This window comes from Ottowia caeni, from assembly GCF_050821495.1.
Classification (GTDB): domain Bacteria; phylum Pseudomonadota; class Gammaproteobacteria; order Burkholderiales; family Burkholderiaceae_C; genus Ottowia; species Ottowia caeni.
On sequence record NZ_CP151080.1, the window covers coordinates 3,069,204 to 3,090,071 of the forward strand.

17 protein-coding genes and 1 pseudogene are annotated in these 20,868 nt (G+C 60.7%); 9 read left to right on the forward strand and 9 right to left on the reverse strand.

Annotated features, from left to right (window positions below):
• Nucleotides 1-105: 105 nt before the first annotated feature.
• Nucleotides 106-2,238: pseudogene (gene cphA, locus AAAK34_RS14550) on the forward strand (cyanophycin synthetase); the annotation flags it as partial.
• Nucleotides 2,239-2,345: 107 nt separating this feature from the next.
• Nucleotides 2,346-5,021, forward strand: coding sequence for a cyanophycin synthetase (gene cphA, locus AAAK34_RS14555; protein ID WP_231697448.1), 2,676 nt, complete (start codon nucleotides 2,346-2,348; stop codon nucleotides 5,019-5,021).
• 19 nt (nucleotides 5,022-5,040) lie between these two features.
• Here cphA (AAAK34_RS14555) and AAAK34_RS14560 read toward each other — a convergent pair whose 3' ends face one another.
• Complete coding sequence (locus AAAK34_RS14560) at nucleotides 5,041-5,556, reverse strand: GNAT family N-acetyltransferase (RefSeq protein WP_231697449.1); 516 nt, start codon at nucleotides 5,554-5,556, stop codon at nucleotides 5,041-5,043.
• Nucleotides 5,557-5,701: 145 nt separating this feature from the next.
• Complete coding sequence (locus tag AAAK34_RS14565) at nucleotides 5,702-6,043, reverse strand: RNA polymerase sigma factor (protein ID WP_231697450.1); 342 nt, start codon at nucleotides 6,041-6,043, stop codon at nucleotides 5,702-5,704.
• A 4-nt stretch (nucleotides 6,044-6,047) separates the two neighbouring features.
• On the opposite strand from AAAK34_RS14565, the gene AAAK34_RS14570 reads away from it, so the two are divergent.
• Nucleotides 6,048-6,293 carry a PP2C family protein-serine/threonine phosphatase gene (locus AAAK34_RS14570; protein ID WP_431777425.1) on the forward strand — a complete coding sequence of 82 codons (246 nt, stop codon included), beginning with the start codon at nucleotides 6,048-6,050 and terminating at the stop codon, nucleotides 6,291-6,293.
• Nucleotides 6,294-6,707: 414 nt separating this feature from the next.
• Here AAAK34_RS14570 and AAAK34_RS14575 read toward each other — a convergent pair whose 3' ends face one another.
• The 4 genes from AAAK34_RS14575 to AAAK34_RS14590 form a co-directional block, all read right to left on the reverse strand.
• Entirely contained in the window at nucleotides 6,708-7,841 is a 1,134-nt protein-coding gene (locus AAAK34_RS14575) for a branched-chain amino acid ABC transporter substrate-binding protein (RefSeq protein ID WP_231697452.1), read from the reverse strand.
• A 145-nt stretch (nucleotides 7,842-7,986) separates the two neighbouring features.
• Nucleotides 7,987-8,421: a hypothetical protein gene (locus AAAK34_RS14580; protein WP_431777426.1), complete on the reverse strand. Its 435-nt coding sequence runs from the start codon at nucleotides 8,419-8,421 to the stop codon at nucleotides 7,987-7,989.
• A gap of 5 nt (nucleotides 8,422-8,426) precedes the next feature.
• Entirely contained in the window at nucleotides 8,427-8,831 is a 405-nt protein-coding gene (locus tag AAAK34_RS14585) for a DNA polymerase III subunit chi (RefSeq protein ID WP_431777427.1), read from the reverse strand.
• A 60-nt stretch (nucleotides 8,832-8,891) separates the two neighbouring features.
• On the reverse strand, nucleotides 8,892-10,445 hold the full coding sequence (locus AAAK34_RS14590; protein ID WP_231697455.1) for a leucyl aminopeptidase: 1,554 nt from the start codon (nucleotides 10,443-10,445) through the stop codon (nucleotides 8,892-8,894).
• A gap of 23 nt (nucleotides 10,446-10,468) precedes the next feature.
• Between AAAK34_RS14590 and lptF the strand changes: the two genes are divergently transcribed.
• Genes lptF through AAAK34_RS14615 form a run of 5 tightly spaced genes read left to right on the forward strand, consistent with a single transcriptional unit; the run spans nucleotide 10,469 to nucleotide 15,265 of the window.
• The gene (gene lptF / locus AAAK34_RS14595; protein WP_231697456.1) at nucleotides 10,469-11,581 is read left to right on the forward strand and encodes an LPS export ABC transporter permease LptF; all 1,113 of its coding nucleotides are present in this window, start codon (nucleotides 10,469-10,471) and stop codon (nucleotides 11,579-11,581) included.
• Nucleotides 11,582-11,585: 4 nt separating this feature from the next.
• Nucleotides 11,586-12,704 carry an LPS export ABC transporter permease LptG gene (gene lptG, locus AAAK34_RS14600; RefSeq protein WP_231697457.1) on the forward strand — a complete coding sequence of 373 codons (1,119 nt, stop codon included), beginning with the start codon at nucleotides 11,586-11,588 and terminating at the stop codon, nucleotides 12,702-12,704.
• Nucleotides 12,701-13,060: a sirohydrochlorin chelatase gene (locus AAAK34_RS14605; protein ID WP_231697458.1), complete on the forward strand. Its 360-nt coding sequence runs from the start codon at nucleotides 12,701-12,703 to the stop codon at nucleotides 13,058-13,060. The genes lptG and AAAK34_RS14605 overlap by 4 nt, the downstream gene beginning before the upstream one ends.
• A 41-nt stretch (nucleotides 13,061-13,101) precedes the next feature.
• On the forward strand, nucleotides 13,102-14,043 hold the full coding sequence (locus AAAK34_RS14610) for a CysB family HTH-type transcriptional regulator (RefSeq protein WP_231697459.1): 942 nt from the start codon (nucleotides 13,102-13,104) through the stop codon (nucleotides 14,041-14,043).
• Between the two features lie 52 nt (nucleotides 14,044-14,095).
• A complete protein-coding gene (locus AAAK34_RS14615) occupies nucleotides 14,096-15,265 on the forward strand; it encodes a pyridoxal phosphate-dependent aminotransferase (RefSeq protein ID WP_231697460.1) in 1,170 nt (389 codons plus the stop codon).
• A gap of 26 nt (nucleotides 15,266-15,291) precedes the next feature.
• Here the strand turns inward: AAAK34_RS14615 and AAAK34_RS14620 are convergent, their stop codons facing one another.
• Entirely contained in the window at nucleotides 15,292-17,079 is a 1,788-nt protein-coding gene (locus AAAK34_RS14620) for a chorismate-binding protein (protein ID WP_231697461.1), read from the reverse strand.
• A 359-nt stretch (nucleotides 17,080-17,438) separates the two neighbouring features.
• A complete protein-coding gene (locus AAAK34_RS14625; RefSeq protein ID WP_231697497.1) occupies nucleotides 17,439-18,389 on the reverse strand; it encodes a 2-hydroxyacid dehydrogenase in 951 nt (316 codons plus the stop codon).
• A gap of 105 nt (nucleotides 18,390-18,494) precedes the next feature.
• Between AAAK34_RS14625 and cobA the strand changes: the two genes are divergently transcribed.
• On the forward strand, nucleotides 18,495-19,265 hold the full coding sequence (gene cobA, locus AAAK34_RS14630) for a uroporphyrinogen-III C-methyltransferase (protein ID WP_231697462.1): 771 nt from the start codon (nucleotides 18,495-18,497) through the stop codon (nucleotides 19,263-19,265).
• 105 nt (nucleotides 19,266-19,370) lie between these two features.
• Here the strand turns inward: cobA and AAAK34_RS14635 are convergent, their stop codons facing one another.
• Nucleotides 19,371-20,822 (reverse strand): O-antigen ligase family protein, encoded by a 1,452-nt coding sequence (locus AAAK34_RS14635; protein ID WP_431777428.1) that lies wholly within the window; start codon nucleotides 20,820-20,822, stop codon nucleotides 19,371-19,373.
• Nucleotides 20,823-20,868 lie beyond the last annotated feature (46 nt).

Below are 20,868 nucleotides of genomic sequence, written 5' to 3' on the forward strand. Positions count from 1 at the left end.
AGCCGTGCCACCACCGTGGAGGCCCCAATGGCCCCAATAGCCGCTGAGGCCGATGGGGCAGGTGAGTCAGCTGGGGGCGTTTCCCCCCAGACGGTTTTTGCCGACATGGTGATCCGCCGCATGGCATTCTTGCGCGGCCCTAACATCTGGACCTACCGCCCTGTCATCGAAGCGGTGGTCGACATCGGCCAGCTTGAAGACCATCCGTCCAACACGCTGACAGGTTTTTACGAGCGCCTGACCGCCTGGCTGCCTGGGCTGATTGAGCACCGCTGCAGTGTAGGCCGCAGGGGCGGCTTCCTCATGCGCCTTCGCGACGGCACTTGGCCCGGGCACATCCTGGAGCACGTGGCGCTTGAGTTGCAAACCCAGGCCGGCATGAAAACCGGCTTTGGCAAAGCCCGCATGACGCATGAGCACGGCGTCTACAAAGTGGTCATCCGCACCCGCGATGAAGCCGTTGGCAAGGCTGCCCTTGAATCAGCACGCGATCTGGTCATGGCCGCCATCAACGACCGCCCGTATGACGTGGCGGCCACCATTGCCCGCCTGACCGACATGGTTGATCGCCTCTGCCTCGGTCCCAGCACCGCCAGCATGGTGGAGGCCGCCGGAGAGCGAGGCATCCCGTTCATCCGCCTGAACGAGGGCAATCTGGTTCAATTGGGCCATGGCGCAGCACAACGCCGCATCTGGACGGCCGAGACCGACCGCACCAGCGCCATCGCCGAGGGAATCTCGCGCGACAAAGATCTGACCAAGGAATTGCTCGCTTCCTGCGGCGTACCTGTGCCGGAGGGCAAAACCGTAGACAGCGCCGCCGAAGCCTGGGACGCTGCCCAAGACATTGGATTGCCGGTTGTGGTCAAACCCACCGACGGAAACCATGCGCGCGGAGTCTCCCTCAACCTGAACACCCGCCAAGAAGTCGAAGAAGCCTTCGCCGCCGCTGAAAAAGAAGGCTCCGAAGTCATGGTCGAGCGCTTCATTCCTGGCCAGGAACACCGCCTGCTCGTGGTCGGCAACAAAGTCGTGGCAGCCACACGCGGCGAAATCACCCGTATCAGCGGAGACGGCCGCTCCACCGTGGCGCAACTTATCGAGTCGCAAGTCAACTCCGACCCACGACGCGGCCCTGAAGAGCACCTGCCGCTGGATACCGTGCGGGTGTACGAGAACCCCGTCACCCAACTCGAGTTGAACCGCCAAGGCCTGACGGCCGAGAGCATTCTCCCCATCGGCGGTAGCGCGGTGGTCGAGCGCACTGGCAACATGGCCAACGACGTCACAGATCGCGTGCACCCAGACATTGCAGAGCAGGTAGCCTTGGCTGCCCGGGTGGTAGGCCTGGACATCGCCGGCATCGACCTGGTGGTCGAAGATATTGAAAAACCGCTGGCCCCTCAGGGAGGCGCCATCGTAGAGGTCAACGCAGGCCCAGGCCTGCTGATGCACCTCAAGCCTGCCGTAGGGCGAGCACAGCCGGTGGGCGAAGCCATTGTCAAGCACCTTTTCCCGCCATCTGAATCGGGACGCATTCCAATTGTCGGCATCATCGGGCAGCCCGGAGACGTACTCACAGCCCGGCTCGTGGCGTGGCTGCTGCAACTCAACGGACGCCTGACCGCGCTGGCTTGTCAGGATGGTCTTTACCTGGGTCAACGCCAACTCTCCAAAGGCAGCGCCTTGGGCTGGGAAGCCGGTGAACGCATGCTGATCAATAGAACCGTGCAGGCGGCCGTGCTGGAAAGCTCCGCCCGTCACATCCTCGCCGAAGGCTTGCCCTACGATCGGTGCCAGGTGGGCGTGGTCACGGCCATGCCCACCCCAGCTGGGCTTGAAGAGTTCTACGTGCGTGATGCCGACCAGGTGCCCAACATCGTACGCACGCAGATCGATGTCGTGCTGCCCGACGGAGCAGCCGTTCTCAATGCCGACGATGCCGAAGTCCTTGAGCTTGCTCGCTTTTGCGACGGCGAACTCATCCTCTACAGCCTAGACGAGTTAAATCCTGCCATCAAAGAACACCGGGCTCGCAAGGGCCGAGCCGTTTTCGCGCGTGAATCCACCGTGGTGCTGGCTACCGGTACCCAGGAAACCACCCTGGTCGATCTTTCGGCGCCCGCATTCACGGCCCTGATGAGCGGGCAGGCGGGCGATGCGCGCCGCCCCGTGATCGCGGCAGTGACCAGCGCTTGGGCGCTTGGCATTTCAGCCGAACTCATTCGAGGCGGTTTGCAACGCTACGGCGAGCCCGTGTGGGCTTCCCAAGCCGTTCTCAGCTAACCGCCGGCCTTCACCACGGCAAATTCGTTCATTTTTTTCAGCAGAAGAAAGCCATTCCCATGCAAGTCACTCGCATACGTGCGCTGCGCGGCCCCAACCTTTGGAGCCGGCACACGGCCATCGAGGCCGTCGTCACCTGCGACGAGGCCGAACGCGACCTTCGCACCACCCCTGCCTTCGAAAAGCATTTGCGGGAGCTGTTTCCATCCGTTGGACCGCTGCACGCCCATACGCCCAGCGTTCCGATCTCCATGGCGCATGCCGTAGAGATGACCGCTCTGGCTCTGCAAGCCAATGCCGGCTGCCCCGTCACCTTTAGCCGCACCACGGCCACAGAAGTACATGGTGTGTATCAAGTGGCGGTTCAATACACCGAGGAAGCTGTCGGTCGACTAGCCTTCGAGAAAGCACAGGAGTTGTGCCAGGCTGCTGTCTCGGGCGGACAATTTGATGTTCCCGGCACGCTGGCCGCCCTCCGCGAACTCGATGAAGACGAAAGACTGGGCCCCTCCACTGGCTCCATCGTCGACGCGGCGGTCGCCCGAGGAATTCCGTTTCGCCGCCTCACCAGCGGAAGCTTGGTGCAATTGGGCTGGGGCAGCAAGCAGCGACGCATCCAGGCTGCTGAAGTGGACCGCACAAGCGCCATTGCCGAAGCCATAGCGCAAGACAAGGATCTGACCAAGAAGCTGCTGCATGCCGCAGGAGTGCCCGTTCCGATGGGTCGCCCGGTATCAAACCTGGAAGATGGCTGGTCCGCCGCCCTTGAGCTTGGGCTGCCTGTCGTCGTGAAGCCGCAAGACGGTAACCAGGGCAAAGGCGTCACCGTCGGCGTTGCTGATCGAAAACACTTCGAGATTGCATACGAGGCAGCCGCAAATTACGGCGGCGTCATGGTCGAGAGCTTCCTGCCGGGCCACGACTTCCGGCTGCTGGTGGTAGGTAATAAACTGGTCGCGGCCGCTCGACGCGATCCGCCACTGGTCATCGGTGACGGCGTACACACCGTGCGCGAACTGGTGGCTGAAGTGAACCTGGATCCGCGGCGTGGCGACGGCCACGCGTCCTCGCTCACCAAGATCCGCATCGACACCATCGCCGAAGCGCGACTGGCAGCACAAGGTCTGACCCCCGACTCAGTCCCAGCCAAGGGGCAACGAGTGGTGTTGCGCAACAACGCTAACCTCTCCACTGGCGGAACGGCCACCGACGTCACTGATAGCGTCCACCCTGAGGTTGCTGCCCGAGCCATCGAAGCTGCTCAAATGACCGGGCTGGACATCTGCGGAGTGGACGTCGTGTGCGAATCGGTCATCAAGCCGCTCGAAGCACAGAACGGCGGCATCGTCGAAGTCAATGCTGCACCTGGCCTGCGCATGCACATCAGCCCCTCGTTCGGCAAGGGTCGCGACGTCGGCAAGGCCGTCATAGATCATATGTATCCGAATGACGAAAACGGGCGCATTCCCGTGATCGCCGTGACCGGCACCAATGGCAAAACCACCACGGTCCGGCTGGCAGCCCACCTGCTGAAAGCGCAAGGTTTGCGGGTCGGCATGACCAATACCGACGGCGTTTACGTTAACGGCCGGCAGATAGACTCCGGTGACTGCTCCGGCCCACGAAGCGCACGCAACGTGCTCATGCACCCGGACGTGGACGCTGCCGTGCTTGAAACCGCTCGCGGCGGACTACTACGCGAGGGGCTGGCGTTTGATCAGTGCCAGGTGGCGATCGTCACCAACATGGGTGCTGGCGATCACTTGGGATTGAATTACATCACCACGGTGGACGACCTCGCCGTTCTCAAGCGGGTCATCGTGAAGAACGTTGCGCCCAATGGCACGGCAGTGCTCAACGCCGCCGACCCTGCCGTCGCCGCCATGGCCCCCCACTGCCCTGGCTCGGTCACCTTTTTCGCGCAAGATGGCAAGCACCCGGTCATTGAAACACATAGAGCGCAAGGCAAGCGGGTTGTGTTCGTCGAAGGCGGGGACATCGTGTGCGCCGAAGGGCGGTTCGAGAAACGCCTTCCGCTCGCGCGTGTTCCACTCACCCGCAAAGGTCAAATCGGATTTCAGGTGGAGAACACCATGGCGGCCGTGGCGGGCGCGTGGGCCGCTGGCGTTTCATGGGACGCCATCCAGAAAGGACTGGCCAGTTTCATCAGCGACCTTCACGGAGTACCGGGACGTTTCAACGTATTCGACTACCGCGGTGCTACGGTCATCGCTGACTACGGCCACAACCCTGACGCCATTGCCGCGTTGGTGGCAGGCGTAGAAAACATGACCGCCGTTCGCCGTACGGTGGTCATCAGCGGCGCTGGTGACCGGCGCGACGAAGACATCCGCAACCAGACCCGAATTTTGGGCAACGCGTTTGACGACGTGATTCTCTACCAGGATGCCTGCCAGCGCGGACGTGCTGACGGCGAAGTGCTAGCCCTGCTGCGTGAAGGCCTGGTCGGCGCACAGCGCACCACGAGCGTAGTCGAAGTTCACGGGGAATTCCTGGCCATTGACATGGCGCTGCAGGCATTGAAAAAAGGCGACCTGTGCCTGATCTTGATCGATCAGGTGGAAGAAGCCCTGGCCCACATACGCCAGCGCGTCGATGCGGCCAATGCCCCCACCGCCAAGACAGATGCAGGTGCCACACGCACAAAGGCCCGCCGTCCGCGACGCCCAGCCCCTAGCCACGCTGCTGGTAGCGAACTGCCGGTTAATGTGTAAGCCGAAGTCCGACAGGCTCCTAGCCTTGCCCAGATGGGCAAGCGCCAAAGCGCTTGGTTAGATCGACCGCCATCAGCTCCCGCTGCAAACCGTCGATCTCTCCCTTCCAGTCGCTGCGCAACCCTTCTCTTATAAGGTTGCTGCGACTGGCCTGGTTCCTGGGTGAAACCATGGCAATGCAAACTTCGCGCCCTCGCGCATAAGCCAGTTGCATGCGAGCGGCCAACAGCGAACACTGGAGATGCCTGCCGCGGTAAGGCAGGGCCACCATGCAACTGGCAAGATGGGCCACTCGCGCCAGCCGCGATCCGCCATAGCCCAGAAGTCGCCCCAGGTTGTCCGGATCGTGCCTGGAAGGCAGCCCGAGCATGCCATAGGCTGCAAGACGATCGCCGTCAAACACACCAATCGTTTCGCCCTCACCGGCTCCCTTCGCCGCGCCAATATGAGCACTCACAAAGGCAGCTTCGCTGGGCTCTCGCACGTACATATCAGGGTGCGGCAAACTCGCGATCACGAGGTTTCGCAAGTTCATGAGCGCTGGTACATCCTCCATAGTCAGGAGTCGCATGCAGAATGGCTGCACACGTGTGTCCGCGGGTGGGATTGTTCCCAACGATAGATCAGGCCATTCTGAACACGGCCATCCTTCTTGCGCCAAAAGTTGTTCCAACCAAATGCTAGGACTTCAAAAAATCAAGCTCGACGCCACTTTTTTCGAGCTTTTCCCGCAGCGCCAAACGCGCCCGCGACAAACGGCTGCGCACCGTGCCCACTGGTACAGTCAGCAAAACAGCGGCCTCTTCGTACGAAAGCTCGTCCACGGCCACCATGAGGAGCACTTCACGCATTCTTGGCGGCAATTCCTCCAGCGCCACAGCCAGCGCACCCAACTCCTGGGCCTGCTCAAAATGAGCTTCCGGGCTGAGTGCCGTGCTCGGCGAGAACTCCAGGGAAGAATCGTCCGTAAAGTCGTACTTCCGATGCGGCGCCCTTGAGAGGTAATTGCGGACCAGGTTCATAGCAATGCCATACACCGACGGAGTGACCGAAGCCGTCAATCCGGAAGGACAGTTCTTCAGCGAAGACCGTTTGATTCAGTGGGCGAGTCGGGCCACGTCTTTGTCCGAAGACCTCCCTGAAGCCGTTCTTCACGAGGTACGCCAGTTCGAGGCAGGTGCGGATCAGGCCGACGACATCACGTGCGTGGCCGCTAAATTTTGGGGTTCGGGGGGAGCGCCAACTAGCGCAAGTAAGCAGCCACTTGGGTGACTCAGGAGATGCCAAGCTGGAGCTTGGCGGTCCCAGGAGGGAGTGGCTCTTCTGGGGGCGCCGAGCTCTAGCTCGGCCTCCTTGCTCTCGGCGAGCGCCGCTGTTGCCAAGCTGGAGCTTGGCGGTCCCAGGAGGGAGTGGCACTTCTGGGGGCGCCGAGCTCCAGCTCGGCCTCCTTGCTCTCGGCGAGCGCCGCTGTTGCCAAGCTGGAGCTTGGCGGTCCCAGGAGGAGTGGCTCTTCTGGGGGCGCCGAGCTCCAGCTCGGCCTCCTTGCTCTCGGCGAGCGCCGCTGTTGCCAAGCTGGAGCTTGGCGGTCCCAGGAGATGACCCTACCAAAACGGAGTGGCTATGCACGCACCCCGGTGGGGGTGTGAACAGCCACTCAAAATCTGAACGCGTTCAGATCAGTTCGGATCAGTTCAGGGGTGTCTTCTTGCCATCCTTATAGACAGACAGCGTGATAGACGGGTTCTTCAGCTCGCCATTAGGCTCAAACTGAATGGTTGATGTCACGCCTTTGTAGTTGGATTCGATCAGTTTTGGCGTGTAAACCTTGGGATCCACCGAGTTGGCCCGCTTCATGGCGTCTGCCAGCAGCATGGCGGCATCGTAGGTGTAAGGGCTGTAGAGCTGGAACTGTTTGGGGAACGCAGCTTCGTAGCGCTTCATCCATGCCGCGCCACCAGGCATTTTCTGGATAGAAACACCGCCATCGGCGCAAACCACGTTGGAAACCGTCTTGGCACCGGCAGCCAATTCAGCCAGCTTTTGGGTGCAAACCCCGTCGCCGCCAAAATACTTCACGTTATTCATGCCAAGCTGGCCCATCTGGCGCAACATGGGGCCCGCTTGCGGATCCATGCCGCCAAAGAAAATGGCGTCGGGAGCCTTGGATTTGATGGCGGTCAGAATGGCCATGAAATCGGTCGCCTTGTCCGTAGTGAACTGGCGGTCTACCACCTGCATGCCCTTGGCCTTGGCCGTTCTTTCGAAGATGTCGGCCACCCCTTGACCGTAGGCGGTGCGGTCATCAATAACCGCCACCTTCTTAAGTTTCAACGCGTCGGCTGCGTAATACGCCAGGCCGGCACCCAGCGAACCATCGTTGGCAATGATGCGGTAAGTGGTTTTGTAGCCGGGCTTGGTCAGATCCGGGTTGGTGGCCGCACCCGTAACATGAGGAATGCCGCAGTCGTTATAAACCTTGGAGGCCGGGATCGTGGTACCTGAGTTCAGGTGACCGACCACGCCATTGACCTTGGCGTCGCAAAGCTTCTGAGCTGCCGCGGTGCCCTGCTTCGGATCAGCGGCGTCGTCTTCCGACTGCATTTCCCACTTGATCTTCTTGCCGCCGATCACGATGTTCTGCTTGTTCAGATCATCGACGGCCATGCGCACGCCGTTCTCGTTGTCTTTGCCATAGTGAGCCTGCGCACCCGACAGGGGAGCCACACTACCAATCTTGACCACTTGCACGTCCTGAGCCATGACGGCACCAGACATGACCGCCATGGCCGCAGCCGCTAATAAACTCGTCCTCAGTTGCATAAGACCTCCGAATGGGAAATGGTTGAGCTGAAGTTAATGGCTCAACAGACGCAAACGTTAGCGCAATTTCCGAGGTTGCAACATAGGGAACATGCTAGGTCGACCGGGCTGCGCCCGGCCCCTTCCGGGGGAAGATGAACAAAGGCTAAGGGTTTTCACCGGGGCCTGGCGCCCCTCCCTGAGCGAGCACTCCCGCAACGGCTTCACGCACCACCTCGGTCACGGCTTGGCGGATTCGAGCGTTCAGCATCGGCATCTGCTCTTGCATTACCTGCGCAATGGTCTCGCTTAGCTTCACGTCGAGTTCCGGCCCCAAACGAGTCAACAGCTCGCTCATGAGGTCATCGGCCCGCTCAGGGACCGGCGACGCAAGCAAACCGTGCAGCTCAAGCAACTCCATCGACTCCACCGATTCGGCTGAATTTGCCTCCGGCTCGAGTTCTGGCACAGGCTCAGAAGGCGAAGGGGCATCAGCAGCTGCAGCTTCGCCCTGCGCCCCACTCGGTGGGGCCACAATTTCGGTAAGGGTTGGCACAAAGCGTGGAGCCTGCCGTGAAGGTGGCGTGTCTTCCTGGTACATAGACCTCAATTCCCGGCTGCAACATCGTGCCGAATCATAGTGTAGCCACGCTCACCATAGTGGCGCCAGCGCCTCCGCGCGTGCGCACGGTCGGTTTCGTCCGTACTTACCAGCTCTATGAGCCGCTCGAACCGTTCGAACCCGGCCGGAACCTCATGACCCAGATGAAGCAACACCTGGGCATGGGGGAAACTGGCGCTATCGGTAGCCAGCAAAATTGGGCTGGCGGCAACCACGCCCCGCTTGCCTGACGCTGCGCAGTGGGGCAAGAACTCCAGAGCCGAGAACGCCCACAGTGCCTTGTCGAGTGCCTGCAGGGTCTTGTCGTCGGCCACAACACCCACCTTCGAGCCAGCCCCGTAGGCCTTGCGCAGCAACTCGGCAAGCGTAGCCCACCTTGTCGGGCACATTGAAATGAAACATCACCTCGGTCATCAAAAATGGCCCCGTGAAACTCAGCCGCGCGGGCCTCAGTGCGGCTTTCCGCGTCTGGAAGCTTGCTGAACCTTGGCACTCGCCTTCGCACCCGCGCCGCTCTTCCGGGAAGCCTTCAACGGAGTCGCCGGCAATACCTGCTTCCCTTGGTCAACCAGGTATTGCAGCAACAACGCCACCGGCCGGCCGGTGGCCCCCTTGGCGGCGCCGCCCTTCCAGGCAGTGCCAGCAATATCCAGGTGAGCCCAAGGCGTTTTCTCGACAAAGCGTTGGAGGAACTTGGCAGCCGTCACGGAGCCAGCCGCACGGCCTGCCACGTTCGCCACATCCGCGAAGTTGGTTTTCAGGCCTTCAGCGTACTCTTCGTCCAGAGGCATCGGCCAGCACAGATCTTGTGCCTTGTTGCCGGCGCGCACCAGCGCCTGAGACAAGTCGTCGTTATTGGCAAACAAGCCACTGCGCACACCGCCCAACGCAATCACGCAGGCACCGGTGAGCGTGGCAATATCGATCAACGCGCTAGGTTCAAACCGCTTGGCATATGTGAGCGCATCACACAGCACCAGGCGGCCTTCGGCATCGGTATTGAGAATCTCGATGGTTTGCCCGCTCATGCTGGTCACCACATCGCCCGGCTTGATGGCACGACCGTCGGGCATGTTCTCGCAAGCCGGAATCAGGCCCACGACGTTAACCGCCGGCTTGAGTTCCGCCAGGGAGCGGAACACCCCAAGCACACTTGCGGCGCCACTCATGTCGTACTTCATCTCATCCATCTCGGCGGCCGGCTTGATCGAAATGCCGCCCGTATCAAAGGTGATCCCTTTGCCGACCAGCACCACGGGAGCCGTCGACTTGGCGGTACCGGTGTAGCGCAGAACGATGAAACGCAACTCCTGCTCGGAGCCGCGCGCCACGGCCATGAACGCCCCCATGCCCAGTTTGGAGACTTCTTTGGGCCCAAGTATTTCGCAGGCAAAGCGCGCCCCTTTGGCAAGCTCGCGCGCCGCCTCGGCCAGATGCATCGGCGTGGCGTGGTTGGCGGGGCGGTTCGCCCATTCGCGCGCCACTTGAATTCCCCGAACCGCCGCCACTGCGGTGGCAAAGGCTTCGCGCAGCTCATCTGCATCCGCATCGGCGTCAGGCACACCTACCAGCACGCGAGCCAGCTTGCTGGGCTCGGGTTTGCTCTTGGTGGCGGTGTAAACATATGAAGCATCTGCTGCGGCATGCACTGCTGCAGCGACGGCTGGGCCAGTGGCAGGGCCGGAAAAGCACAATGCAATATCCTTAGCCGAGCCGCCCTTCAAGGCAGCTACCGCCGCAGCCACGGCTTTGCGTACTGAGGCAGCAGAGCCATCGCCAATACCGGCGAGAATCAGGCGCGGTGGCATGACGCGAACGGCACCATAGGCCTGCAGCATCCGGCCTGCCTCGGTCTTGAAATCTCCGCCATCAATCGCGCGGCGCACCAGTGCTGAAATAGCATCTTCGCCAGCCTTGAAATCGTCAGCCACCAACACCACCAAGGCGCCGGATTTTCCGGCTGCCGCCTCATTCAGACGCAAGGTCTTCAACTCGAAGTTCATAATCTACCTTTTCCTTTCAGCCGATGTTATTCCATTCGTCGTTTCGCAAGGAGCTCAGCCGAAGTTTCGGCGCCACGCTGGTGGTGCTGATCACGATCGTGATGACCATGATCCTGATCCGCACACTCGGGCAGGCGTCGCTCGGAAACGTGAACCCCTCAGAGGTACTTCTGGTCATGGGCTTCACCGTGCTCGGCCAGCTGCCGATCATCCTCACGCTGAGTCTCTTCATTGCAGCCACATCCACGTTGACCCGCATGTACGCGAGCAGCGAGATGGTGGTCTGGTTCTCCTGTGGGCAAAGCCTGGCCTCGTTCCTGCGCCCCATGCTACGCTTTTCGTGGCCCATTCTCCTGGGAATAGGGGTGCTTGCGCTGGTGGTCTGGCCCTGGTCGAACCAGCAGATCCGCGAACTGCGAGACCGCTACCAGGGGCGCGGCGACATCGAACGCGTTACGCCCGGTCAGTTCCAGGAGTCCGCCGGCGGCCAGCGGGTCTTCTTCATCGACAAAGCCGACACCCACAGCGACACCGGCCGGAACATTTTCATTTCGGAAGCCGAAAACCAGAAGGAATCCGTCACCTCCGCACAAAGCGGGCGCATCGAGATCATCAAGAACGATCGTTTTCTCATGCTCAGCAATGGTCAGCGGCTTGAAACAGATCGTTCCACCGGCGCCTCTCGCGTGAGTGAATTTGTGGAGTATGGCACCCAGATCAGCGACCGCACCCTGTCTACCTCCGCCAGCGATTCGCCCAGGCTGCAGGCCACGCCCACGCTGCTGCGCGAGCCCCACCTGGAAAACCTGGGAGAACTCTCCTGGCGGCTGGGCCTGGTGTTGGTGGCCGTCAATTGCCTGGTCATTGCCCTGGCGGCCACAAGAGTCAACCCGCGCGTGGGCCGCAGCGCCGGGCTCATCTTCGCCCTGTTTGCGTTCGCCACCTACTACAACCTGGTCAACGTTGGCCAATCATGGGTAGCCAATGGCCGCGTGGGGGTGGTTACCTTCCTGCTCGGGCTGCATGGCGGTGTGTTCTTGTTAGCCTTTTCGTGGCTCATGCTGCGCCAGGGCGGCTGGTTGACGCTCCGCCGGCGGCGCGCTGCCACCGCAACCAACGCCGGTGGCCTTCAGTAAAACCATGACCACCATCCGACGTCTCATTTACGGCGAAATCCTACGTTCGGTGGGTTTTGTCACCCTCGCCTTTCTGCTGCTGTTCTTCTTCTTCGATTTTGTAGACGAACTGCAGGCCTTGAGGCGTTTCGGTGGCCAAGGCTACACACTGCCGCAGGCCCTGCTCTACGTCTTTTTGCTGGTTCCCGCGCACCTTTACGAGCTGCTGCCCATCGCCGCACTGATCGGCACCATCTACGTCATGGCTCGGATGGCGGAGAGTTCCGAGTTCACCATTTTGCGAACAAGCGGCCTGGGCCCTGGCCGCGCATTGACCACACTACTCACCCTCGGGGTAGGTTTTGTCATCCTGACCTTCATTTGTGGCGACTACCTGGCGCCCGCAGCCAACCGCACCGCGCAGGTTCTGAAAGCGCGCTTTTCAGGGGAATTGACCAAAGGCCAAACAGGCGCCTGGCTGAAGGACCGGCAACAAGAGCGCAGTTACTCGGTCAACGTTGGCGCGCTCTCTCCCTTGGGCAGCATGAGCAACGTGCGCATTTTTGAGTTCGACACCGAAGGGCGCCTGTTGTCTAGCACCAAGGCAGAAAACGCCATCTTTGCACAAGACGCCTGGATCCTGCAAAACGTTCAACGTTCAGATTTCGAGGTGACGCCGCGCACGGCAGAAGGCGGAGGTTACTCTCTGATACGCCGCGCCCAGCCCCCGGAACTGACTTGGCCCACGCAGCTGACGATCGACATGGTGGCGGCTGCCCTCTTGAGCCCGGACCGCATGCAAACCGTCGATCTATTTCAATACATCAGACACCTTGATGCCAACGGCCAGAGTGCGCAGCGCTACGAAATTGAATTCTGGCGAAAGGTGTTCTACCCCTTGAGCTGCCTGGTCATGATGGTGCTCGCGCTGCCGTTTGCCTACCTGCATTTTCGTTCCGGCAATATTGCCGGCTTTGTGTTCCTGGGCGTGTTGGCGGGCATCAGCTTCTTCCTGCTGAACAACGTATTCGGCTTTATAGGCAATCTGCGCAACTGGGAACCCTGGGTCGCTGCCGCGGCGCCAGGCATTTTGTATTCTCTGCTCTCCCTGGGCGCATTCCGCTGGCTGGTGGTACGGCAATGAACGGCATCGTCTTGTTTGCCCATGGCTCGCGCGACCCCGCGTGGCGCGCCCCCATTGAGGCCATTGCCACTCGCATGCGTGAAATTGCACCCGGCGTGCTCATAACGTGCGCCTACCTGGAACTCACCCAACCCGACCTGCCCACCTGCGTGACAGACATGCAAGCACAGGGCGTGCGCACCATCACCATCTGGCCCATGTTCCTGGGAACAGGCCGGCATGCGCGAGAAGACCTCCCCCGCTTGGTAACAGACTTGCGCTCCCGCTACCCTGACATCACATTTTCGCTGCGCCCCGCCATAGGAGAACACCCAGCCGTTCTGGAGGCCATGACGCTGGCAGCGCTCGGAACATAGATCAATATCGCATAATAAGGGGCTTCTATATTCCAAGCCCCATGAATCTACATCAATTCCGCTTCGTCCAGGAGGCCGTGCGCCGTAACCTGAACCTGACCGAGGCGGCCAAGGCGCTGCACACCTCGCAGCCAGGGGTATCCAAGGCGATCATCGAGCTCGAAGAAGAGCTTGGCATCGAGATTTTCACCCGCCATGGCAAGCGACTGAAACGCGTCACCGAGCCGGGCCAGCATGTGCTGGAAAGCATTGCCATCATCATGCGCGAGGTAGGAAACCTCAAACGCATCGGCGAACAATATAGTGCGCAAGACAGTGGAACTCTGTCCATTGCCACCACCCACACCCAGGCGCGGTACGTGCTGCCCGTGCCTGTGGCCAAGCTGCGTGAAAGCTACCCCAAGGTCAACATCAGCCTGCACCAGGGCTCACCCGACCAGGTCGCGCGCATGGTGATCGAGGAAACTGCCGAGATCGGCATGGCCACCGAATCGCTCTCAAAGTATCCTGAGCTCGTCACCTTGCCCTGCTATGAGTGGCAACACGTCTTGGTGCTGCCCGTAGCCCACCCGCTGGCAAAGAAAGAACGCCTGACGCTGGAAGACATCGCGACCGAGCCCTTGATCACCTACCACCCGTCATTTACCGGGCGGACAAGAATCGACAGCGCGTTCGCGCAACGCCATCTGGAGCCGCGCATCGCCCTGGAAGCCATTGATTCCGACGTCATCAAGACCTATGTGCGCCTGGGTCTGGGCATTGGCATCGTGGCGGAAATGGCCGTGAAGGGCGACTCCGATCCTGATCTGGTGACGCGTCCTCTCGGGCAGCTGCTCGGCCAGAACGTAGCCCGCATCGCGCTCAAGCGAGGTGCATATCTGCGCCATTTTGTCTACCACTTCGCCAGCCTGCTTTCTGACCGGCTTGATCGTGATTTGATCACCAAGGCCATGAACGGCCACGTTAACGACTATGAGCTGTAACCGCAAACCGGTTGCAGGTTGAGACTCTGGCTGCAAACTTTTGCCCCGCCCCATGACTCCCAAGACACCCACCTTTCCCTCGCGCCTGCCGAATGTCGGCACCACTATTTTCAGCGTCATGTCGGCCTTGGCCGCAGAACATAAGGCAGTGAACCTGGGCCAGGGGTTTCCTGATTTTGATTGTGATCCGCAGTTGGTAGACGCCGTGTCCGCCGCCATGCGGGAAGGTTTGAACCAGTACCCGCCCATGACGGGCGTGGCGCCACTGCGCGAGGCCATAGCCTCCAAAATATCGGCACTCTACGGCCGCTCCTACGATGCGGCGGCAGAAATCACGGTCACTGCCGGCGCCACCCAGGCCATTTTGACGGCCATTCTCTGCTGCACCGGCCCGGGCGACGAAGTGATCGTTCTGGAGCCCTGCTATGACAGCTATGTTCCGAACATCGAGCTTACCGGCGCCAAGGCGGTGGCTGTTCCCCTCACCCCCGGCACCTTCCGCCCGGATTTTGACAAGATTGCCGCAGCCCTTTCGCCCAGAACCCGCGCCATCATCATCAACACGCCGCACAACCCTAGCGGTACCGTATGGTCACCGCAGGACATGCGCCGTCTTGAAGAGCTGCTCGCGCCCACCAACGTGCTGCTAATCAGCGACGAGGTATACGAGCACATGGTGTATGCCCCGCTGCAGCATGAAAGCGTGGCGCGTTACCCTGGCTTGGCGGCCAGGGCATTCATCATCAGCAGCTTTGGCAAAACCTACCATGTCACGGGCTGGAAGGTCGGTTACGTGGCCGCCCCTGCTGCTTTAACGGCTGAATTCCGCAAGGTGCATCAGTTCAATGTATTCACGGTCAACACCCCCATGCAGCATGGGTTGGCCACCTACATGCAGAGCCCTGCGCCTTACCTGAATCTGCCTGCCTTCTATGCCGCCAAGCGAGACCTGTTCCGGGCAGGCCTGGCGCAGACGAAATTCAGGCTATTGCCTTGTGAAGGCACCTATTTTCAGTGTGTATCCATGGCTGATTTGGCCGTGCCCGAGCGCGACTTGCCAGAAGCAGAGTTTTGCCAATGGCTTACCCGTGAAGTCGGCGTTGCTGCCATACCTTTGTCAGCGTTCTATGGCAACGGATTTGATCAAAAGGTCATCCGCTTCTGCTTCGCCAAGAAAGACGAGACCCTGCGTGCAGCCCTGGATCGGTTGGCGCGGTTGTAGGGGGCCTTCATCCGAACGGCACTTACTTAAGGCAAATGCGATTCAATCACCTCCAACCACCCTCTCAGGCTGTTAATAAACGCAATACCCTCGGCCCGTGCCAAATCTTCCACGCGCACCACACCCTCTTCAACCCGCCCAGATCTCAAAGCCATGGCGCGGCCTACTCCGGGGAGCAGCCCGCAGGGCAACGGCGGTGTCAGCCAACGCCCGTTCAACTTGACGGCGACGTTGCCGCGCGTGAACTCTGTCACCTCCCCCGCCTCGTTCCACAGGAGCGTGTCAAAAAACCCCTGCTCAGGCGCCCAGGCGTCGTAGTGTGCACGGCGCGTGGTCTTGTGGCGCACGAACTCGCTCTGTGCTTGCAGTAAAGGGCCGTGAGCCAGGCGCACCTGCACCGGGCCCATCACGTCCTGCATGGCAGGCGCTTCCGTCTCGATGCGGCCATCAGAATGCAACAACACGCGCGCCCGGCGAACGCCCTGCGGGTGAGCGGCGGCCAGTTCCGCCAACGCGCGGTTGGTTGCCGCGGCGTCCCACCTAAAGCCAAAGTGGGCTGCACTGGCAGCCATACGCGCAAGATGCGCCTCGGCATGGCGAGCCACACCGTTCTCAATACGCAGGGTCTCCAGCAATGAAAATGGTGCACTGGCGCGCTGCACGAATGCCGCCTTGTGTCGCCATTCGGCCCACTCCCCGCAAACGCTGGCGTCAATCGTGATCCCGCTGCCAATGCCGCAACGCACCTCCTGGCCGCAAACTTCCACGGTACGAATCGCCACGTTGAACGTGGCAGCACCGCCTGGCCGCACTACCCCTACCGCACCACAATAAACACCACGTGGGTCCGGCTCTAATTGCCGGATGATGCGCATGGCTTGCACCTTCGGCGCCCCCGTTACAGAGCCGCAAGGAAAAAGAGCGCCAAACACATCGGCAAGCGTTGTACCTGCCCGCGTCTGTCCAACCACATCCGTGGTCATGGACCACAGGGTAGGCAATGCCTCGGTATGAAACAGGCGAGGCGCCTTCACGCTGTGCAGTTCGGCAATTCGGGAAAGATCATTGCGGATCAAATCCACGATCATGACGTTCTCCGCGCGCTCCTTGGCACTGGTACGCAGACGGTGGGCATTCGCCTCATCCTCTTCAGGAGTGGCACCACGCGCGCATGTGCCCTTCATGGGCCGCGTCAGAATGGGGCCGCGGCCATTGGCGTCCGGTCGCCAATCGAAGAACAGCTCCGGCGAAACCGAAAGCACCTGTCTCTCGCCCGTGTCAATATAGGCAGCATAGGTGCCGGGCTGTGCCCGTTGCATGGCATCGAACAAAGTGCGCGAACTGCCAGCGCGCAGTTTGCCAAGCATGCGGGCCGTATGGTTGATCTGGTAGACCTCTCCCGCCGAGATCTTGCGGTGAATATCCTCAATAGCGGCGCGAGCCTCATCGGCCTTCAAAGGACTATGCCACTCGATCTCTGCGGGTTCAGCGGCCTTACCAGGTTCTTCCGGCCACGGGCCAGATGTCTCAAACACAGCAAACCATGCCAGTGTGTCCGATGCGCAGGGATGCACCGCAAACGCCGCATCGAACGCCATGGCCGCCTCATAACTGAGAAACCCTATGCACCAGCGCCCCGCATTCGCGTGCTCTTGCACGGACTTCAGAACACCTCTGACCTGCGCAGGTTCCGAGGCGGAGAGCACTTGAATGGGTGCTTCAAAGGAAGCCCGCAGCGGAGGGGCACCCTCCTCTGGTGAAATGAAATCAATGAATGCGCGCACAACAACTAACTGGTGAGGGTGCCGCTCCATCGGAAAGTGGTGGAGGCATGGCGCGGCGAAGTTTATTGCATCGCCCTATCCGGTCCTAGTCTCCTCTAGTGGAGAATGCGCGGCTGAGGCGGATAGAAACCACCCCGTCAGGCTTCGCCTGCCACCCCTCCACCGGAGGGGAATTGGGATGGGCGCAAGGGTGGCGCCTTTCACGCCGAGTTGCCTGCCAGTCCTCCACCGGAGGGGAATTAGGATCGAATGCCATCTGGCACCACCGAACACCACCCCGTCAGACATCGACTGCAGCGTACCAATTCCCCTCCAGTGGAGGGGTGCCCGAAGGGCGGGGTGGTTGCCCCGCGCCCCACCAGACACGCCGGTTGCTTCGTCTCAAACCCTCAATACCCTAGCTGCCGATCCACCGTCTCCGGCAAAACACCTTCTGCCCTATAGCGTGCAATATTTGAAGCCACAATCGCCGATGCAGTTCTATAGTCAGTAGGCGCAGAAACATGCGGCAGCACTGTCACACGCGGATGCACCCACTGCCAGGCATCCTCCGGCAACGGCTCATGCTCAAATACATCCAGCACGGCATGCAACAAGCGACCGTTATCCAGCGCAGCGCGAAGAGCCTGATCGTCCACAATCGGGCCTCTGGCAAAATTCACGAGGGACGCTCCCTCAGGCAGGGCTGAGAATGCCTTCGCACCCACAATACCCCTGGTTTCTGGCGTAAGCGGCAGCAGACACACAAGAATATCGGTTCGACCCAGCATGTCGTGCAACTCTTCATCGCCCGCATAGCACGCCACGTCAGGCAAAAGCTTGCGGGTACGGCTCCAGCCACACACCTTGAACCCGGCTGCGCGCAGCCTGCGTGCCGCCGCAGCGCCCATCGCACCAAGCCCCAGCAAAGAAACCGTCTTACCCTCCGCGCGCACATAGTCGTGCGCAAGCCATTGCCGGGCGGCTTGCTGCCTGGCATAACGTGGCATATCCCGGTGCAGGTAAAGCACCCAGGCCAGCACAGCTTCTGCCATGGTTTCAGCCAGCTGCGGGTCAACCAGCCGCACAATTTTCAGATCTGAATCGCGAAGGTCTGCCATCATGCGCTCCACCCCTGCCCACACACTGTGCACCCACTTCAGATTAGGCAATTGCCGAAGATCATCCGGCAGCGGATTGGCCACTATGGCCACGTCGCACATCGCACGGGCTGCTGCGTCAAGCTCAGAAAGCAAAACCACCCTCTCATCAGGCATGGCGTCCTGCAGCGCAGAAATCCATTCTCCTGCTGATGGCGACGAGGGTGCACAAACAAAAGGAAGAGTCGTCCGGAAAGGCATCATCAAAATCGGCTTATAACTAATTGTGCTAAAAAATAGGAAACAATAGAGCCCAGACGCGAATCGAACTCAGTCGAAACGCAAACTTGCCCACACACCGTAGACATGACCAAAGCTTCAGGAACTTGCACACTCGTAGGCGCTGGCCCCGGAGACCCGGAGCTTCTTACGCTGAAGGCACTCAAGGCCATTCAGTCGGCCACGGTACTTTTCGTGGACGACTTGGTCAGTGACGCCATTGTGGCCTATGCCCCTCCCACTGCCCGCGTGGTCTACGTCGGCAAGCGCGGCGGATGCAAAAGCACGCCGCAGGCCTTCATTGAGCGCCTCATGCTGCAAGCCGTGCGCGAGGGCGAGCAAGTGGTGCGCCTTAAAGGAGGCGACCCTTTCATTTTTGGCCGTGGCGGAGAAGAATTGGAACACTTGCGATCTGCCGGCATCGACGCCCAGGTCATCAACGGTATCACCGCAGGCCTGGCCGGCATAACCTCCTTGGGCGCCCCCCTCACCCACCGAGACCATGCGCATGGTGTCATTTTTCTGACAGGCCACGCCAAACCTGGCAGAGGCACCACCGACTGGCGTCAAATCGCGGCCACCGCGCGCGATGGCAAACTCACGCTGGTCATCTACATGGGCATGCGCGGAGCCGAGCACATACAGACCGAACTATTGCACGCCCTGCCCGCCACCACTCCCGCCGTCGTCATACAGCATGCCAGCCAGCCAAAGCAACGCCATGCGGTTACCACCCTGGGCGAGCTACATGCCACCATAACCCGCGAACAACTGGCCAGCCCCTCTGTCATCATCATTGGTGATGTGGTGCAAGGAATAGCCGCGCTAGGGCAGCAACCCCTGCAGCGCCGCGCCTAAAACCAGTCCGCCGCGCAACCGTCCGAAGCCATCGAAATCCGGTAGGTTGGCGCTGAGCAAAGCGAAGCCCAACAAACAGCGCCGAAGCTCCAGCAAGCCCGTCAATCAATCCCGCGAAACAGGCCGCAAAAACACCCCAACCAGAAAGCTGGCGGTAATGGCCAGCGCCGGAATGTGCATGTTGAACTCCACCCAGCTGTGCAACAACAACGCCAACGCACCCAACCCCGCAAAGCAGCGCACCGCTAACTCGGAAGACAAGCGCTTGCTGCTACGCCATGCCTTGGCCAGTATCCACAACTGCCGTACCACAAGCACCAACAACAAGCCCGCCAGCAACAAGGCCGGCGCGCCCATTTCCATTAACAATTGCGGGTAATCATTGTGGGCATGGTTCACGTAGCCCGGAGCAAATGCCGGCTGAAAGCGCGGAAACACAGACTCAAAACTGCCCATACCACTACCCCAAGGCCAAAAGGCCCGGGCAGCATCCCAGGTGGCTAATGCAAGCGTTTGGCGCACTTCGGCATCAGACTGCAAACGCCCATGCTGCACCCGGTTCATGAGACCTTGAACGTCGATCAAGGACACCGCCAGCACCACAAAAAGCACGAACAAACCAGCCAAGCCCCACCGTTGCCAACGGGCCAGTTTGCTATGCACAACCCAGCCCAGCAAAAGCGCCGACAACAGCAACACCATCGTCGTCGCCATAATCCCCCCACGCGACTGCGTGCTGAGGATCACCACCAAAAAGCTGAACCCAAAAAACAGCCACAACGGCCGCCTGACTGCACGGCCGCGTAAGCCATGGCCATCTGGCATGCGCTGCAAACGCAGCCACGCATAAAACCACAGCGGCACCATCATGGCCAAAAAATCTGCCAAATGGTTGCGGTTGGCAAAGCTGCCAATAAAGCCGTTCCCCGGCAGACCAAAATACAAAGGTGATTGCCTGCCCGAGGCAAACTGAAACAGCGACAGCACCACCTGCATCAAGCCCGCCACCAGCAACACCGTGATCAGCTTGTCTATAAACGCATGAGGCAGCCTGAGCGCCACCAGAAAGACAGCCACCAAAGGCACACTGGACCACAATGCCGACCAGCTTGCCTGCGGGTTCAGCGAGAGCGGCAACCGCTCTGGAACAGCCACCCCCGCCGCTTGCATGGCGGGTATGTAGGCATCACGCCCCGGCAAGCTCGCCCACCATTCAACCGGAACTGGCACCAGCTGCAGCAAGCCCACCCACAATGGGCTGGTGGCCACCACGGCCACTGCGGCCCACCACCACACAGGCTGCCCAACGGCCCCCTGCTGGTCTTGCGTAGCCCCTGCCCCCAAAGGCACCCAGCGCACGGACCAGCGCCCGAACACCTGGGCCAAGAGCACCGCCAGCAATGCCAGCCCAAAGGCCAGCAGCGCCGAAAGAGCCACCTCTCGATTGCCGCCACGCACTACAGGAGCCAGCAGCAGCATGGCGCCCAGCAACAAAAAAACCAGCCGGGAATCCCAGCTGGTTTCTGTGGTGGTGCTTTGACGCCTGTTTCTGCTCAAGACTTAAACTTGCTGGAGGCTCTGAAACGCAAAGCTGAAGGCTCCC